Origin of the sequence: Psychrobacillus antarcticus (assembly GCF_029533155.1) — a bacterium.
GTDB classification, from domain to species: domain Bacteria; phylum Bacillota; class Bacilli; order Bacillales_A; family Planococcaceae; genus Psychrobacillus; species Psychrobacillus antarcticus.
The window spans coordinates 1-18,856 of the sequence record NZ_JAIZDB010000047.1; the positions used below are offsets into that span (position 1 = coordinate 1).

General features: G+C 35.0%; 16 protein-coding genes. 9 read left to right on the top strand and 7 right to left on the bottom strand.

What is annotated here, in order from left to right; all coding sequences use genetic code 11:
* Positions 1-345: 345 nt before the first annotated feature.
* From LDK52_RS18890 to dnaA, 7 genes are all read right to left on the bottom strand, one after another.
* Positions 346-1,452, bottom strand: a complete 1,107-nt coding sequence (locus LDK52_RS18890) for an HD-GYP domain-containing protein (RefSeq protein ID WP_277587469.1) — start codon at positions 1,450-1,452, stop codon at positions 346-348.
* Between the two features lie 127 nt (positions 1,453-1,579).
* Positions 1,580-4,093: a DNA gyrase subunit A gene (gene gyrA, locus LDK52_RS18895; RefSeq protein ID WP_277587470.1), complete on the bottom strand. Its 2,514-nt coding sequence runs from the start codon at positions 4,091-4,093 to the stop codon at positions 1,580-1,582.
* A gap of 26 nt (positions 4,094-4,119) precedes the next feature.
* Positions 4,120-6,042, bottom strand: coding sequence for a DNA topoisomerase (ATP-hydrolyzing) subunit B (gene gyrB, locus LDK52_RS18900; RefSeq protein WP_277587482.1), 1,923 nt, complete (start codon positions 6,040-6,042; stop codon positions 4,120-4,122).
* Between the two features lie 78 nt (positions 6,043-6,120).
* The gene (recF, locus tag LDK52_RS18905) at positions 6,121-7,236 is read right to left on the bottom strand and encodes a DNA replication/repair protein RecF (protein ID WP_277587483.1); all 1,116 of its coding nucleotides are present in this window, start codon (positions 7,234-7,236) and stop codon (positions 6,121-6,123) included.
* A gap of 1 nt (position 7,237) precedes the next feature.
* Complete coding sequence (gene yaaA / locus LDK52_RS18910) at positions 7,238-7,465, bottom strand: S4 domain-containing protein YaaA (RefSeq protein WP_277587484.1); 228 nt, start codon at positions 7,463-7,465, stop codon at positions 7,238-7,240.
* Positions 7,466-7,708: 243 nt separating this feature from the next.
* Entirely contained in the window at positions 7,709-8,845 is a 1,137-nt protein-coding gene (gene dnaN / locus LDK52_RS18915; RefSeq protein ID WP_277587471.1) for a DNA polymerase III subunit beta, read from the bottom strand.
* A 173-nt stretch (positions 8,846-9,018) separates the two neighbouring features.
* Positions 9,019-10,359, bottom strand: coding sequence for a chromosomal replication initiator protein DnaA (dnaA, locus tag LDK52_RS18920; RefSeq protein WP_277587472.1), 1,341 nt, complete (start codon positions 10,357-10,359; stop codon positions 9,019-9,021).
* Between the two features lie 521 nt (positions 10,360-10,880).
* On the opposite strand from dnaA, the gene rpmH reads away from it, so the two are divergent.
* The 9 genes from rpmH to LDK52_RS18965 form a co-directional block, all read left to right on the top strand.
* Complete coding sequence (gene rpmH / locus LDK52_RS18925) at positions 10,881-11,015, top strand: 50S ribosomal protein L34 (protein WP_277587473.1); 135 nt, start codon at positions 10,881-10,883, stop codon at positions 11,013-11,015.
* A gap of 64 nt (positions 11,016-11,079) precedes the next feature.
* Complete coding sequence (gene rnpA / locus LDK52_RS18930; protein WP_277587474.1) at positions 11,080-11,424, top strand: ribonuclease P protein component; 345 nt, start codon at positions 11,080-11,082, stop codon at positions 11,422-11,424.
* Positions 11,425-11,487: 63 nt separating this feature from the next.
* On the top strand, positions 11,488-12,267 hold the full coding sequence (yidC, locus tag LDK52_RS18935) for a membrane protein insertase YidC (RefSeq protein ID WP_277587475.1): 780 nt from the start codon (positions 11,488-11,490) through the stop codon (positions 12,265-12,267).
* Positions 12,264-13,013, top strand: coding sequence for an RNA-binding cell elongation regulator Jag/EloR (gene jag / locus LDK52_RS18940; protein ID WP_277587476.1), 750 nt, complete (start codon positions 12,264-12,266; stop codon positions 13,011-13,013). Before yidC ends, jag begins: the two co-directional genes overlap by 4 nt.
* Positions 13,014-13,226: 213 nt before the next feature.
* Positions 13,227-14,612, top strand: coding sequence for a tRNA uridine-5-carboxymethylaminomethyl(34) synthesis GTPase MnmE (gene mnmE / locus LDK52_RS18945; RefSeq protein ID WP_277587477.1), 1,386 nt, complete (start codon positions 13,227-13,229; stop codon positions 14,610-14,612).
* A 22-nt stretch (positions 14,613-14,634) separates the two neighbouring features.
* Positions 14,635-16,524, top strand: a complete 1,890-nt coding sequence (mnmG, locus tag LDK52_RS18950) for a tRNA uridine-5-carboxymethylaminomethyl(34) synthesis enzyme MnmG (protein WP_277587478.1) — start codon at positions 14,635-14,637, stop codon at positions 16,522-16,524.
* Between the two features lie 23 nt (positions 16,525-16,547).
* Positions 16,548-17,264 (top strand): 16S rRNA (guanine(527)-N(7))-methyltransferase RsmG, encoded by a 717-nt coding sequence (gene rsmG, locus LDK52_RS18955; RefSeq protein WP_277587479.1) that lies wholly within the window; start codon positions 16,548-16,550, stop codon positions 17,262-17,264.
* A 91-nt stretch (positions 17,265-17,355) separates the two neighbouring features.
* Complete coding sequence (gene noc / locus LDK52_RS18960) at positions 17,356-18,225, top strand: nucleoid occlusion protein (protein ID WP_277587480.1); 870 nt, start codon at positions 17,356-17,358, stop codon at positions 18,223-18,225.
* 135 nt (positions 18,226-18,360) lie between these two features.
* On the top strand, positions 18,361-18,856 hold a 496-nt coding region (locus LDK52_RS18965), incomplete at its 3' end, for a ParA family protein (RefSeq protein WP_277587481.1).

The following is an 18,856-nucleotide window of genomic DNA, read 5'->3' on the forward strand; positions in this document are numbered from 1 at the left end:
CTGAGCCAGGATCAAACTCTCCATAATAGTTACCTTCCGATCTGCGAAGCATTTCGAAAGGCAACAAATTAGAACTAGTTTAAAAGCTCATTTGTTTTGCTGGCATCATCATTAAATGATGTCAAAAATTGTTTTGCTATCAAACTAACTAAGTTAGCTATCAAGCTGTATGTCTTAACGTTTTGCATGTTCAGTTTTCAATGTTCATGTTGTTGTAATGTCGTTTTGGCGACTTCTATATAATATCAAGTTCTGAAGGATATGTCAACACTTTATATAAAAATAATATTATACTCTTTCCAAACTCCTTCCTCTAACAATAAAGAAGAAAGAGTTTAGCTTAGTTTAAAGGATAACACTCTCTATATGAATGGATCTTTTTGCTGCTAAATCTATTATTTGTCCACTGTCAGTTAAACGAATCATTGGACGCATAGGAGAATCTCTGTGTAAAAAAACTACTTCTCCTTTTTCTCCAGTTGATAGGAGAACACGAGTTGAAATGGGTAGAGACCCTACTAACTCGATTAATTTGTTTACTACTTCTATATTATACTTTCCAAACTCTTCTTCTCGAATCATTTCTAATACTTTAAAAGATGAACTTTTTGCCCGGTAAACCCGTTCTGAGGTCATCGCATGGTAGACATCAGCTACTGCTATTATTTGAGAGTAAATAGAAACATCATGCAATTTGTCATTTTTCGGATAGCCACTTCCGTCTAAACGTTCGTGATGTTGAAAGATTGCTAATTTCATCTCGGGTTTAAGTAAAGGACTATCTTTAATCATTTGGAAACTGTAGATGGTATGTTTTTTTACCTCTGAAGAGTCTGATTCTGTCAGAACAGACTTTTTATCTCGTATTTTTGGATTCACTTTTGCCATACCTATATCAGCCATTAAACCAGCGGTAGCCATTTGTGTTATTTGACCGGAAGGATAATTTAACTTTTTGGCAATTGCCCCTGAAATAATTCCAACTGCTATAGAATGATGTGCAATATATTTATCCATTTTAGAATACATATTTAACAGAGAGAATACTTGTTTTTCTACCATTGCTTTTTCAACTAAAGGCATAATAATATTCCGTAGTTTTGCCACATCTACTTTCATGCCTGCTTCCCAGCTGTTAAATTCTTTATAGAAGCTATCTACTGCCTCTTTATACAATTGAACAAAACTTGTTTTCACTAGTGGTTCTTCTTCTATATGAATAGAATCTACTTTATCTTCATTTAGCTTTTTAATCTCTTCTTCAGATCTATTAAAAACATTCTCTAGGGCAACGGGTACTTTAGTTATATTAAAAGCACGCAAAACTTGAATAAGTTCTCTAGTTACCTTTGACTCTTTTTGAATGATTGGTGAATTAGTATTAACTAATATATCTTCTGCGATTATAGCGCCAAGCTTCAAGTCTTCTAAATTAATGAGGGTTTGGTTCATTTAGTATTACCCCTTTCCTAACAATTCTTTAATTATACTAAATATTCATAATGAAAGTATATGAATTTTATCTAACTAGATACGAAAAAACACCCTTAAACAGAATTGTTTAAGGGTGTTTATTACTTTATTCAGTTTGCTCTTCTGTTGGGGATGATTCTGTTTCAATAGTAGAATTTTCATCAAGAATTTCTACAATCTCTTCTTCGTCTTCTTCTTTTTCAACTTTTGCTACAGTAGAAATTAGCTCATCCTCTGCTAACCTCATTAAACGAACACCCTGCGTACTACGACCTGTTCTAGAAATATCGTTTACGTCCATACGGATAAGCATTCCATTAATCGTAATCAGCATCAAGTCTTCCGAACCATCAACTGCTTTAACAGCAGATAACGGGCCGTTTTTGTCTGTAATTTGACAAGTTTTTACACCCATCCCACCACGACTTTGTAAACGATACTCTGACTCCGGAGTACGTTTACCGTAACCATTTTCCGTTACAACTAAAATCTCTTGATCGGGTTCAATAATTTCCATGCCAACTACATAGTCATCTTCTTTCAGACGAATACCTCTTACTCCTCCAGCTGTTCTACCCATGGAGCGTATGTCCGTCTCTTCGAATCGAACCAATTTACCTTGACGTGTACCAATGATGATTTGTTTGCTGCCATCGGTTAAACGAACAGCCATCAGTTCGTCTTCTTCACGTAAGGAAATAGCAATTAATCCATTCGCACGTATATGAGCAAATCCAGTTACTGGAGAACGTTTAGTTACCCCATACTTCGTTGTAAAGATAAAATAATTATCTTCTTCAAACGATGCCATTGGAATCATAGCGGTAATATGTTCGTCCTTTTCTACACCTAATAGATTAATAATTGGCAAGCCTTTTGCAGTACGACCATATTCAGGGATTTCGAATCCTCGAGCTCGATAAACTTTCCCTTTGTTCGTAAAGAAGAGAATTGTATCATGTGTCGATGTGTACAATAGATGCTCTACAAAGTCATTTTCATTTGTACCCATTCCTTGGACACCACGACCGCCCCTTTTTTGGCTCTTATACGTATTTGCAGGTAAACGTTTAATATATCCTTTGTTTGTTAAAGTAAGTACAGAATTTTCTACTGGGATTAAGTCTTCATCCTCTAGAACTTCTGCTCCTCCAGCAACTATTTCTGTTCGGCGTTTGTCTGCATAACGATCTTTAATGTCAGTAATTTCTTCTTTAATTATTTCAAGTACACGATACTCATTTGCCAAAATGAATTTTAGTTCTTCAATCAATATCATTAAGTTTTTATATTCTTCTTCAATCTTATCTCGTTCTAAGCCAGTTAAACGTTGTAAACGCATATCTAGAATAGCCTGGGCTTGTCTTTCAGATAAATTGAATGTCTCGATCAAGCCATTTTTCGCTTCTTCACCTGTTTGGGAAGCACGGATTAGCTTGATAATTTCATCAATATGATCTAAAGCAATTCGAAGTCCTTCTAAAATATGTGCGCGATCTTGAGCTTTGTTCAGTTCAAACTGCGTACGACGACGTATAACCACTTTTTGATGTTCTAAGTAATGATAAAGCATTTCTTTTATGTTCAACACTTTTGGTTGGTTATCTACTAAGGCAAGCATATTAACCCCAAAGCTTGATTGTAATGCAGTTTGTTTATATAAGTTATTTAACAATACGTGGGAGTTTGCATCCTTACGTACTTCAATGACAATTCGCATTCCATTACGGTCAGATTCATCCGCTAAATGAGTAATACCATCTATTTTTTTATCGCGCACTAATTCAGCGATTTTCTCTATTAATCGAGCTTTATTTACTTGATATGGTAGCTCATTAACTAGAATTACTTCTTTACCGTTTGATTTTACTTCTATCTCTACTTTTGCACGAATCATTACGGAACCTCTACCTGTTTCATAAGCACGACGAATACCACTACGCCCTAAAATAATCCCACCTGTAGGAAAATCAGGTCCTGGAATTATAGACATCAATTCTTCAATCGTAATTGCCGGGTTTTCAGCTAATGCCAATACTGCGTCAATCACTTCTCCTAGGTTATGTGATGGAATATTCGTAGCCATTCCAACAGCGATCCCAGAAGCACCGTTTACAAGTAAGTTAGGATATCTACTAGGTAACACAACTGGTTCCTTTTCTTGTCCATCATAGTTGTCTTTGTAATCAATCGTATTTTTATTAATATCTCGCAATAATTCTAAAGCAATTTTAGACATACGTGATTCCGTATAACGCATAGCCGCTGCTCCATCACCATCTACGGAACCAAAGTTCCCATGACCATCTACTAACATATAACGGTAACTAAAGTTTTGCGCCATACGTACCATTGCATCATAAATAGATGAGTCACCATGTGGATGGTATTTCCCCATTACGTCTCCTACAATACGAGCCGATTTTTTATGGGGTTTATCAGGTGTATTTCCCAACTCTTGCATGCCATATAAAATTCGACGATGTACAGGTTTTAGCCCGTCACGAACGTCTGGTAAGGCACGCGATACAATAACACTCATCGCATAGTCTAGAAATGAGGTTCTCATTTCTGTACTAATATTGATCCCCTTTACGCCTTTATTCGGTATTTCTGACATCCAAAAGACCTCCAGTCACACACTTCTTAAATATCTAAGTTTTTCACGTATACAGCGTTTTCTTCGATGAAAAGACGTCTTGGTTCTACTTCCTCGCCCATCAGTTGTTCAAAGACCTTATCCGCTTCCATTGCATTATCTAAATTTATTTGTAGTAATGTACGTTGTTCCGGGTCCATCGTTGTTTCCCAAAGCTGGACTGCATCCATTTCTCCTAAACCTTTATAACGTTGAATATTTGGTTTTGAAGTTTTAGGTAAACGATCTAATATTTCTTTTAATTGTTCATCATTGTAGCAATACTCTACATGCTTTCCTTGTTTCACTTGATACAATGGTGGTTGGGCTGCATATACATAGCCAGCTTCTATTAATGGTCTCATAAAACGGAAGAAGAATGTGAGTAGCAATGTCCGAATATGTGCTCCATCAACGTCAGCATCTGTCATGATAATAATCTTATGATAACGAGCTTTTTCTAATGTAAACTCTTCTCCAATACCAGTTCCAAGAGCAGTAATCATCGCACGAATCTCTGCATTTCCTAAAATACGATCTAAACGGGCTTTTTCCACATTCAGGATTTTACCACGTAAAGGCAGTATTGCTTGGAAATGACGATCACGACCAGATTTTGCAGAACCACCGGCAGAGTCACCCTCTACAATATATAGTTCACTTTCTGCAGGAACACGAGAAGAACAGTCTGCTAATTTACCAGGTAAGCTAGAAACTTCTAATGCCGATTTTCGACGTGTAAATTCTCTTGCTTTTTTAGCAGCTACGCGAGCTCTAGCAGCCATCAAGCCTTTCTCTACTACTTTTCTAGAAATTTGAGGATTTTCTAATAAAAATCGATCAAATCCTTCAGAAAAAAGACTATTAGTAATAGTGCTTACTTCGGAGTTACCTAATTTTGTTTTTGTTTGTCCTTCAAATTGAGGATTGGGGTGTTTTATGGAAACAATTGCAGTTAAACCTTCCCGTACATCATCCCCGGATAAATTGGTATCTGCCTCTTTTAACAAGCCATTTTTTCTAGCATAGTCATTTATGACACGCGTTAATGCTGTTTTGAAACCAGATTCATGCGTTCCACCCTCATAGGTATTAATATTATTTGCAAAAGATAAAATATTGGAAGAGTATCCTGAATTATATTGCATAGCAATCTCTACAGAAATTCCATCCTTTTCACTTTCAACAAATATTGCTTCTTCTGTTATAGGCTCTTTGGATTCGTTTAAATCTTCTACGTAAGATTTAATACCACCTTCATAGTAATATTTAGCTGTTTTTTCTTTTCCTTCTCTTTCATCTGCAAGCGTTAAAGATAATCCGCGATTTAAATACGCAAGTTCACGTACACGATGCTCAAGAATTTCAAACTCGTACATAGTAGTTTCCGTGAAAATCTCATTATCTGCTTTAAATCTTGTAGTTGTTCCAGTAACATCTGTCTCTCCAATAACTGCTAGGGGAGAAGAAACTGCTCCACGTTCAAATTTAATTAAATGAATTTTTTCGTCACGTTTAACATATACTTCTGTATATTCGGATAGGGCGTTTACTACTGAGGCACCTACACCATGTAGTCCTCCGGATACTTTATATCCACCGCCTCCAAATTTACCACCTGCATGTAGAACGGTCATGATTACTTCTACTGCTGGCTTACCCATTTTTTCTTGTGTATCAACTGGTATACCACGGCCATTGTCTTCTACACGAATCCAATCATCTTTTTCGATTGTAATAACAATATGGTCACAGTGTCCTGCTAATGCTTCGTCAATACTGTTATCGACAATTTCCCAAACAAGATGATGAAGACCTCTTGAACTTGTCGTACCAATATACATCCCTGGACGCTTTCGAACAGCTTCCAATCCTTCTAACACTTGTATCTGATCAGCATCATAAGATTCATTAAGGTCTTTTTCTTCCATTGCCAACTTGCTCACCCACTCTTTCATTGCTTCAATAATGGTGATTCTTTTAAAAACTTCCTTTGTTTTTACATGTTTTTATTGGTTTACTATTGCACCTTGTTCCACATGAAACAATTCAGCTTGTTGAATTGTTTCATGTGCAATTCCTTCGACACTTGTAGTTGTAACAAACGTTTGGACATCTCCTTGAATTGTATTTAACAAGTGAGATTGTCGATAGTCATCTAGTTCGGATAGAACATCATCCAGTAATAAAACAGGAGATTCGCCAACCTCCTGTTTTATTAATTCAATTTCAGCTAGCTTCAAAGACAATGCCGTTGTACGTTGTTGTCCCTGAGATCCATAAGTTTGTACGTCATAATCATTTACAAAGAATTGTAAATCATCGCGATGTGGTCCGATTAAGGATACTCCACGATAGAGTTCCCTATTCTGATTAACTGCTATTTTTTTTTCAAGATGATTTTTCATTTCATTTGAGGACCATTCTGGTTGAATTCCAGTAGAAGAATTATAGGTAATTCGCAATTTCTCTAAGCCTCTTGAAATGCCAAGGTGAATTGGCTCAGCCCATTGTTGTAACAATTGCATAAAGTGGAATCTCTTTTGTATCACTTTTACTGCAGCATCTATATATTGTTCTGTATAAACATCGAACATCACATCATTTAACATAGGTTTACCTTGATGCTGTTTCAAAATATGATTTCGTTGCTTCATTATTTTTTGGAATTGAAGTAAATCATGTAAATAGATAGGGGATATTTGACCAATTTCCATATCGAGAAATCGTCTTCTTACTTGTGGACTACCTTTAACTAAATATAAATCTTCTGGTGCGAACATTACGACATTAAGCTGACCTATATAATCACTTAATCGTGTTTGTTCTAGATGGTTTACTTTGGCTTTTTTCCCTTTTTTTGAAAGAATTAATTCCAAAGGCAAATGCCCATACTTTTTCTGTATATCCCCTTTTATTTTACCATAGTCTGCTTCCCAACGTATCAATTCTTTATCGTTAGAAGTCCTATGAGACTTTGCCATGGATAATACATATAGGGATTCCATTAAATTTGTTTTACCTTGCGCATTTTCGCCTATAAACACATTGATCTTAGAGGAAAAATTCATTTCAATTGAATCGTAATTACGGAAATTTTTTAACTCTATTCGGTCAATATACATTTCAATCCCCGTTCTCAGGTCCAACCAATTTAAATCTTCCTACTCCTGGAATATTCACTACATCATTATTACGTAATTTACGACCTCTTCTTTGATCTACTTCTCCGTTAATGTATACCTCATGCTCACTTAAAAACCATTTGGCCATTCCGCCGGAGCTAATCGTGTCTGTCATTTTTAATAATTGCCCAAGTGTAATATATTCTGAGTCAATTCGAATTTCTTCCAACAATAACTCAACCTCTTCTCATTTTCTTATCCCTTCATTTTAACTCCAAATATTGAAATAAGCAAAGAAAAGTGTAAACACTTATGTCTGTTCCAACAAGTGCTGGAAGGATTTCATGGAAAGAAGTCCTTTCCAGAGGAGAAGTTAGTACGTCACATCTTGTCACAACTAGTAACTTCCCCACATCGTACTTTTTATTTATTCAAAAAAAAGATAGCCACAAATGTGACTATCTCAAAAGTATTAGTAAGTTCTTACTGGTAAAATCAGTTGCAATATGGAATCGTCATGTACGGATTTCAATATAAAAGGTCTCATAGCACCTGTAAATAAAATCTTTACATCCTGACCATCTATAGCTTTTAAAGCATCCATCATATATTTGGCGCTGAAGGAAATTTTTAATTCTTCGCCTTCTATTTCTTCTGCTTGAATTTGTTCTTCTACATTTCCTATCTCTGGAGAGTTAGAAGATACCTCTACAAACCCATTACCTAAAGTGGAAAAGCGTACCACATTATTTCGTTCTTCACGTGCAAGTAAAGACGCTCTGTCTATTGCCTGCAATAATGATTTACTGTTTACCAAAATAGTTGTTTTGCTCTCACTTGGGATTAATCTGGAAGTGTCTGGGTAATTACCCTCTAATAATCGAGAATAAAATAGTACATCACCTGTTTTAAATAGAATTTGTTGTTGAGTCATCACGATTGCTACTTCTGATGTTGTCTCCTCTAAAATTTTATTTAATTCATTTAAACTTTTCCCAGGAATTACTATACTGTATTCCTCATTCGGCAAATCTTTAATAACTGTTTTTCTTTTCGCTAACCGATGACTATCAGTAGCGACACAGTGAAGTTCGCCTTCTTTAACTTGCCAATTAACTCCTGTGAGTACAGGACGACTTTCAGAAGTTGATACTGCAAATACAGTCTCTTTAATAATAGATTTGAGTAAATCAGATGGAATAAAGAACTGTCTTTCTTCTTCTATTTCAGGAAGCAAAGGATATTCGGATGCATCTACCCCTATTAAATTAAATTCTGATTTCCCTGATTTAATATGTGTTTGGAATTGATTGGTTACTTCAATTTCTACATCATTTGTTGGTAACTTACGTACAATTTCATTGAATACTCTTGCTTGTAAAACGATAGAACCTGTTTCTGTAATTGTAATAACTTGTTCTCCATTTTTTTCAACAGGTATAAAAGTTTGAATAGTAATATCGGAATCACTACCAGTAATATAAAGTCCTTTATTAGTTACCTCTAATTTCAATCCAGTTAGGATTGGATTTGTTGTTTTGGAACTTACTGCTTTTATAACATTACTTAATCCCTCTAATAAACTATCTCTCATTACTTCGAATTTCATTTTTAGACCTCACTTATATAATTATTATTTATTTAAAAGAATAATAGATATAGTACTAGGGCTTGTGGATATGTTGATAAGTCTCTTTTTACTTACTTAGCCCTACTTGTCCACATGTGCATAAGTTGTGTTTAAGTAAGCTAATAACTTACATGGTTATCCACAAACCTTTTTTATCTTCCAAGAATAGATTTAATTTGTTTCACATCATCTTGAAGATTTGTATCTTCTTTTAGCATTTTGAAAATTTTGTCATGAGCATGAATAACGGTTGTATGATCACGGCCACCAAACTCTTCCCCGATTTTAGGCAACGAAAAATCAGTTAACTCTCGAGAAAGATACATTGCAACTTGTCGTGGAAATGCAATCGACTTTGTGCGTTTTTTAGCGATAAAATCTTCTAATCTAATATGAAAATGTTCCCCAACTACTTTTTGAATATCTAATATCGTAATTATTCTTGGACGAGCATTCGGCAAGATGTCTTTAAGAGCCTCTGCTGCCAAATCGATATTAATATCCTTATTTATAAGTGATGAATAGGCCACTACTCGGATAAGGGCGCCTTCTAGTTCACGAATATTGGAATCTATTTGATTTGCTATATATGCCATCACATCATCTGATATATCTAATCCATCAGCACGTGCTTTTTTGCGTAAAATAGCAATACGAGTTTCTAAGTCTGGCGGTGCGATATCTGTGATTAATCCCCATTCAAAACGAGAACGCAAACGATCTTCTAATGTAGGAATTTCTTTAGGTGGACGGTCACTTGAAATGACAATTTGTTTGGATTCCTCATGCAGCGCATTAAAAGTATGGAAAAATTCTTCTTGAGTTGATTCTTTTCCTGCAAGGAACTGAATATCATCTATTAGTAGAACATCTACATTTCTATATTTATTGCGGAAATTGACCGCTTTATTATCTCTAATGGAGTTTATAAACTCATTTGTAAACTTTTCAGAAGATAAATAAACCACTTTAGCATTTGGATTATGTTCTTGTACATAATGACCAATCGCATGCATTAAGTGAGTTTTCCCTAATCCAACTCCTCCATATATGAAAAGAGGGTTGTACGCTTTTGCAGGAGCTTCGGCTACAGCTAGAGATGCTGCATGCGCAAAGCGATTACCGGATCCAATGACAAATGTATCGAATGTATTTTTAGAATTTAACATCCCTGGTGAAAAATCTGGTTGATCACTACCATTGGTGATTTTTGGTTTAGGCATGTCGAAATCATCCATATCTAGATTTTTTGGTACGACGAAAGATATAAGTAGTTCATTACCAGTTAACTCGGTTAATATACCAGCTATTAAGTGAACATAATGATTTTCTAACCAATCCCTTGCAAATGAATTGGGTGCAGCGATCGTGACAGTTTCTCCTTGATATGAAAGTAGTTTAGTCGACTTAAGCCAAGTTTCAAAACTTGGTTTAGATGTTTTCTTTTCTACTTCAGAGAGAACTTTAGCCCAAAGTTCTTCTAAGTGTTCCAATTATCTAGTCTCCTTTACTTGTAGATTTGTTAGTTAAACTTTTTTTAAAAAAAATAAATATGTATGACAAAATTCGACATATACACAAATCCACTGCCTGTGGATAACCTTTATAAAGTTATGGGAATAAACTTATCCACAGATTACTAACAACTGTGGATAAGAAAAAAGAGTGAAATGTTTTTGAAAAAGTAAAACACAAACATCGTAACAAAAAATCGGTGGGATTACAAGATATTTAAGAGTTATCCACAATTGTTTAATTATTAACAATACAAGTTGTCCACAATAGAATAATATGTGAAAAGATTGTTAGTAAGTGTTGTGGATAATTTTTTCGAGAATTTTGTTATGCACAGCACTTTAAATGTATTCATTCCTAATTGTGGATAACCGATTATTATTAATAGAGAAAAATAATATTGAAAGTGATTGACAAATGCCCTATAGTTTATATATAATATCGTAGACTGTCTTAGAAGATTGAAATTGAAGATGATCACTCAGGAGGTGTCATATAGATGAAACGTACATTCCAACCAAATACACGTAAACGTGCCAAAAATCACGGTTTCCGCGCACGTATGAGTACAAAAAACGGTCGACGCATAATAGCAGCCCGTCGTGCTAAAGGAAGAAAATTATTATCAGCATAAGTCCACTGACCATTTCAGTGGTCTTTTTTTTCTTTTAAAACGATTAGTTGGAGCTGGTGAGAAGTTGAATAAGAAACAACGTATTAAAAAGAATGCAGAGTTCCAAACAATTTTTAAAAAGGGTAAGTCCTTTGCGAATAGACAATTTGTTGTGTACTGCTTAAATAAAGAAGAAGATTATTATAGAGTTGGTTTATCTGTCAGTAAAAAAGTAGGAAATGCAGTAGTCCGTAATCGTATCAAACGATACATTAGACAATCCTTTCTGGAAATACATGATCAAGTATCTCCAAACATGGACTATATTATTATCGCCAGGAATCCGGCGTCCAAATTAGACTTTCATGAAACCAAAAAAAATTTGGAACATGTATTGAAAGTAGCCAAAGTCTTAAATAGAAAAAGTTAGTAATAACTCTTTAAAGAAATGGTAAAATGAAGAGATATAGAAGACTTATTAGGGGGAAGAAGGTTGAATAAACGTTTATCACTTGTACTATTATTAATAGTAACTACTGCATTACTAGCAGGATGTACAGAATTTAAAGATCCCATCTATGATAATTCGCAAGGATTCTGGAATGAATACATCGTATGGCCATTAGTATCATCTATCACGTTCTTTAAGGAACTATTAGGGACATATGGTTTGGGTATTATTGCAGTAACGATTATTATACGTTTAGTATTATTACCATTAATGATCAAACAAACGAAAAGCTCTAAAAATATGCAAGAAGTTCAACCTGAATTAGCGAAGTTAAAAGAAAAATATAGCTCTAAAGATTCTGTTACACAACAAAAATATCAACAAGAAATGATGGCACTCTTTAAAGAAAGAGGCATAAATCCAGCTGCGGGTTGTTTACCAGTATTCGTTCAAATGCCGATATTAATCGGCTTCTACCATGCGATTAGTCGAATGAACAACACTCCAGAAATTAATCTTGGTAGTTTTGCAGGCTTTGCACTTGCAGATCCAAGTATTTTCTTAGCAATTCTGGCAGGTCTAATGCAATTAGTTGTTTTACGCACAGGTCCAGCAATGGATAACCCTCAAATGAAGCTGATGATGTATATAATGCCATTTATGATCATGGGATTTGGTGTCGTTTTACCTGCTGCATTGACTTTGTATTGGGTTATCGGAAATATTATTTCAATCATTCAAAATTTATTCATTTACAAACCTTGGAACAAATCAAAAACAAAACCTGTTAAAGTTGCTAAAACGGGAGGACCAAAAAAATGAATCAGATTACACAAACTGCACCTACAAAAGAAGAAGCTATATCAGTTGCACTTGAAAAGCTTGGCGTTTCCAGAGATGACGTGTCAATTAAGGTAGTGGAAGCAGGTAAAAAAGGTTTTCTTGGATTTGGAAAAAAACCTGCAGTTGTTGAAGTAACTGTTTTGAAAAAAGAACCAGAAGAAAAAATAGAGCGAGTTCTAGGACAAGTAAAAGTTGAAGAAATAGTCGAACTTGAAGAGACAGTCGCAAATGGATCGGTTATGGAAGAAGAACCAACTATTACAGAAACGAATGAACAAGCAGTTAATGAAACAAAAAGCTATATAAATGAGATTGCAAAAGAAATGAATATTGATGATTTAGTTATTAATGAGAAAAGAGAAGGGAAGTTTATTCATCTTCACCTGAAAAGCGAGAAAGCAGCTATATTAATTGGGAAGCGTGGGCAAACACTAAACGCTTTAGAAAACTTATCACAGTTAGTTGCCAATAAATTTTCTAATTCCTTTATCATTATTAAATTAGACGTGGGTAATTACCGAGAACGAAGACAAGAGTCATTGGAGCAGCTAGCAGAAAAAATGGCAGATAAAGCTATTCGAATTGGTAGCAAGGTAGAATTTGAACCAATGTCTTCATTTGAACGAAAAATCATTCATAATGCATTGTCTGTACGAGTAGATATTGAAACCTATTCTGTGGGAACGGATCCAAATCGTTATCTAGTCATTGAACCAATTAAATAATTATTAAACGGATTTCAGCTGAGAAAAAACTGAAATCCGTTTTCTTATGCATAATGACCATTTATGTAACTTTTTGTATGTTTGTTCACATATGCAAAAGTTTCTACACTTCTGATTTCAGTTGTTTTATGGTATTGTTATATGTTAGATAGTCGTGTTCGTTTTAGTTATACACATGTGGATAAGTATGGATTTGTAAGGAGGTGGACACCTGTGGAATTTGATACAATCACTGCTATTTCGACTCCAATGGGTGAAGGCGCCATTGCAATAGTGAGATTAAGTGGATCTAGCGCAATAGCTATTGCAAATAAAATATTCCAATCACCAAACGGAAAAAGTTTATTTGACCAGAGTTCTCATACTATTCATTATGGACATTTAGTTGACCCAAAAACAGATGAGGTTGTAGAGGAAGTCATGCTGTCCTTAATGAAAGGTCCAAAAACATTTACAAGAGAAGACGTTATTGAGATAAACTGCCATGGAGGATTAGTATCTGTTAACCGAGTATTACAGTTAGTGTTAATTAACGGTGCTCGACTTGCAGAACCAGGTGAGTTTACCAAACGTGCTTTTTTAAATGGAAGAATTGATTTGTCACAAGCTGAAGCTGTAATGGATTTAATAAGAGCGAAAACCGACAAAGCGATGAATGTAGCCCTAGGACAAATGGAAGGTCGATTATCAAGACTTATTGCAACATTGAGGCAAGCACTCTTAGAGACTTTAGCGCAAGTAGAAGTAAATATAGATTATCCAGAATACGATGATGTAGAAGAAATGACGCTTCCAATGATGATCGAAAAATGTACATGGGTCAGTGAAGAAATCGACAAATTACTTTTAACATCATCCCAAGGTAAAATACTAAGAGAAGGCCTATCTACGGCGATTATTGGTAGACCAAATGTAGGGAAGTCATCTCTGTTAAATAGTTTAATACAAGAAAATAAAGCGATTGTGACGGATATAGCAGGCACAACGAGAGATATTATAGAAGAGTACGTTAATGTTCGTGGTGTTCCACTTAAATTAGTTGATACTGCCGGTATTCGAGAAACAGAAGATATTGTGGAAAGAATTGGCGTAGAAAAATCTAGACAGGTACTTAAAGAAGCAGATCTTATATTGCTTGTATTGAATAGTGCTGAGCAGTTAACGATAGAAGACCGAAGATTGTTCGAAGCAATTGAAGGAATGGATTATATCGTAATTATCAATAAAACTGATTTACCAAACGAAATAGAGATGGAAGAAGTAAGAAACTTAACAGGTCAAAAGCGTATTGTAGCTACATCTTTGCTACAAGAAGAAGGTGTAGATGAATTAGAAGAAGCAATTGCCTCATTATTCTTTGAGGGTTCAATCGAATCGTCAGACCTGACTTATGTTTCGAATGCTCGTCATATATCATTATTAACTTTGGCAAAATCAACAATTACAGATGCATTAGAAGCAGCACAGAGTAATGTACCTGTGGATATGATACAAATAGATGTTACTAGAACATGGGAAATCTTAGGCGAAATAACAGGGGATACAGTTGAGGAAACTTTGATAGATCAACTGTTTTCACAATTCTGTTTAGGAAAATAAAAATTGAAAGGAAGTTACGAACATGCCGAAGTTTGAAGCAGGCAAGTTCGATGTGATTGTTGTTGGAGCAGGACATGCAGGCGTAGAAGCAGCATTAGCAGCAGCTAAAATGGGTGCAAAAACCTTAGCTCTAACAATTAATCTTGATATGATTGCATTTATGCCTTGTAATCCATCGATCGGAGGACCTGCAAAAGGAATTGTTGTGCGTGAAATAGACGCACTTGGCGGGGCCATGGGAAGAGTTATAGACAAAACACATATTCAAATGAGAATGTTGAACACAGGAAAAGGACCTGCTGTACGAGCATTGCGTGCGCAAGCAGATAAAGTTTTGTATCAACAGGAGATGAAGCGTCTTTTAGAGGAGCAAGAAAACTTGACGATTCATCAAGCTGTTGTAGAAGACTTAATAGTAGAGAACGATGAAATTGTAGGGCTTACAACTCAAGTTGGAGCAGTTTATCGAGCAAAAACAGTTGTAATAACGGCTGGTACTTTCTTGCGTGGTGAAATTATTATTGGAGACTTGAAATATTCAAGTGGGCCAAATAATCAGCAGCCTTCTATAAAATTGGCGGACAGCATTCGTGATTTAGGATTTGATCTAGTCCGATTTAAAACAGGTACACCACCACGCGTTAATAGTAAAACAATAGATTACAGCAAAACAGAAATCCAACCTGGAGATGACGTTCCAAGAGCATTCAGTTTTGATACAACTGAATTTATTATGGATCAATTACCTTGTTGGCTAACCTATACAAGTGAATATACACATCAAATTATTAATGACAATTTACATTTATCACCAATGTATTCTGGTATGATTAAAGGAACTGGACCAAGATATTGTCCTTCAATTGAAGACAAAGTAGTTCGCTTTAGCGACAAGCCACGACATCAGATTTTCTTAGAGCCAGAGGGAAGAAATACACGTGAGGTATATGTTCAAGGATTATCTACAAGCCTTCCGGAACATGTACAACGCCAACTAATAGCATCTGTCCCTGGACTAGAAAACGCAGAAATGATGCGCGCTGGATACGCAATTGAGTATGATGCAATGGTGCCGACACAATTATGGCCAACATTAGAAACTAAAAAAGTGAAGAATTTATATACAGCAGGCCAAATTAATGGGACTTCTGGATATGAAGAAGCAGCAGGTCAAGGCTTGATGGCAGGTATCAATGCTGGTTTACGAGCACTTAACAAAGAAGAAAAAGTGTTAAGCAGATCAGATGCATATATTGGTGTATTAATTGATGACTTAGTAACGAAAGGAACGAACGAACCTTATCGTTTACTTACATCTCGTGCAGAATATCGTTTATTACTGCGTCACGATAATGCAGATTTAAGACTATTAGAAGTTGGATATGAAATTGGCTTAGTTCCGGAAACACGTTATAATAAATTTTTAGAGAAAAAGAAAAGAATAGAAGATGAGTTAGTTCGTTTACGTTCGATAATGATAAAACCAAATGAAACGACTCAATCTTTAATACGAAGTGTGGATGGTAGCGAATTGAAAGATGGAATTCGTGCAGCAGATTTGTTGAAGCGTACTGAAATGAACTATGACTTAGTAGCTCAATTATCTCCATCTGAGGTAGAGTTAACTTTAGAAGATAAAGAACAAGTAGAGATACAAGTTAAGTATGAAGGGTATATTGAAAAATCTCTTCAGCAAGTAGAAAAACTTAAAAAAATGGAAGACAAAAAGATTCCTGAGAATATTGATTATAATGCGATTAATGGTATTGCTACAGAAGCAAAACATAAACTAATGGAAGTCCGTCCATTGTCCATAGCTCAAGCATCTCGTATTTCAGGAGTAAATCCAGCTGATATATCTATTCTTCTTATATATATTGAACAAGGAAAAATAGCTAAAATCACTGTATAGTCTTAAATGATAAGGAGAACTACATGAACGAAGAACAATTTGTACAAGCCCTTCATGAAAAAGGAATAGATTTGAGTAGTACACAAGTAGAACAATTTCAAACTTATTTTAGGCTATTAGTAGAATGGAACGAAAAGATGAACTTAACAGCAATAACTGATGAAGCATCTGTTTATTTAAAGCATTTTTTCGATTCCATTAGTGCGTCTTTTTATGAAGATTTCACAGGATCCATCTCTATTTGTGATGTTGGAGCAGGAGCAGGCTTTCCTAGTATTCCCTTAAAAATATGTTTTCCTAATTTAAGTGTGACAATTGTAGACTCTTTAAATAAGCGAATTCAATTTTTAACTCACCTTAGTCAAGAACTCCGGTTAACAAATGTTCATTTTGTTCATTCTCGTGCAGAAGATTTCGGGCAAAATAAGGAATATAGAGAAAATTATGATATTGTAACAGCAAGAGCAGTCGCAAGACTTTCAGTGTTATCTGAACTTTGCATTCCCTTAGTGAAGGTTGGAGGGAAATTTATAGCGATGAAAGCTGCTAGTGCTTCTGATGAACTAAAAGATGCTTCTAAAGCATTAACCGTTTTAGGTGCAGAAAAAACTGCAGATTATTCTTTTCTGTTACCAATAGAAAATAGTGAAAGAACGTTGTATGTCTTTTCTAAAACTAAAAGCACACCGAAAAGATACCCTCGAAAACCAGGTATTCCAAACAAAACACCAATTATTTAATGAGGAACGTTCCACGTGAAACATTTAATGTATAATTAGATTAATCGTGAATATTTTGTGTATAGAGTTTCGAAAAGGTGGTGCGAGTAAGATGAAAAGTCCATTTTCACGTTTTTTTGGAAGTTCTGAAAAACAGGAACAGGAAGAGATGATAGAGCCAAGGCAAAATCATTTAGAAGAAGTTTTAAATATTCCAATTGAGAAAATTGTTCCTAACAGGTATCAACCGAGAACTGTATTTGATGATGATAGAATAGAAGAACTAGCAAGAACCATTCATACCCATGGTGTGATTCAACCAATCATTATTCGGCAGATGGAAGATGAGAAGTACGAGATAATTGCTGGAGAGCGTCGTTTTAGAGCGATGACCAAGTTAAAATGGTCTGAGGTTCCAGCAATAATCCGTAATCTAAGTGATAAAGAAACTGCTTCTATTGCTTTAATAGAAAACTTACAGCGTGAAGAACTAACAGCTATAGAAGAGGCAGTAGCTTATCAAAAATTATTGAAATTGCATGAACTAACTCAAGAAGCACTAGCACAGCGTTTAGGTAAGGGGCAATCTACAGTTGCAAACAAACTGAGATTACTAAAATTACCTCAAGAAGTTCAAGAAGCTATTATGAAAAAAGAACTTTCAGAAAGACATGCTCGTGCTTTAATGCCTATTAAAGAAGTAGAGACACAATTAGAACTGATGAACATGTCAATTGAAAAACATTGGAATGTTAAACAGTTAGAAGAAAAGGTTAATGATATTATTAATCCACCAGTGAAAAATGGTAAAAAGGATAGATCCAAAAGAAAAGTAATAAGTAAAGATGTGCGTATTGCATTAAATACGATTAAACATTCTTTATCAATGGTTACTAAAAGTGGTATTAATATTAAAACTGAAGAAGAAGATACCGAAGAATTTTATCAAATTACCGTTAAAATACCTAAAAAGAAATCATAATATACTATTTTATTAAACTCTCGCACATAATTTGCGAGAGTTTTTCTTTTGTAACAAGAATAATACCCATTTTTCATTCGAAATTTGATAGAATATAGTAGTGGTCATTAATATAGCTAGAAAGTAGGTGCAAGCGTGGGAAGAATTATAGCAATTGCCAATCAAAAAGGTGGGGTAGGGAAGACAACTACATCCGTAAATTTAAGTGCCTGCCTTGCATACTTGGGGAAAAAAGTATTACTAGTTGATATAGATCCACAAGGAAATGCTTCCAGTGGAGTAGGGGTCAATAAAGGTGAAGTTCAGCAGTGTATTTATGATGTACTCATTGATGATGTGAATGTGAAAGAAACCATCCTAGAAACAAAAGTTGAGAATTTACATATAGTTCCCGCTACTATTTCTTTAGCAGGTGCAGAGATAGAATTAGTATCAACCATCTCCAGAGAAGTTCGCTTAAAAAGAGCCTTGCAGGAAGTACAAGGCCTTTATGATTATATTATTATAGATTGTCCGCCATCTCTAGGATTATTGACGATTAATTCATTAACTGCTTCAGATGCGATTATTATTCCGGTACAATGTGAATTTTATGCTTTAGAAGGTTTAAGTCAATTGTTAAGTACAATAC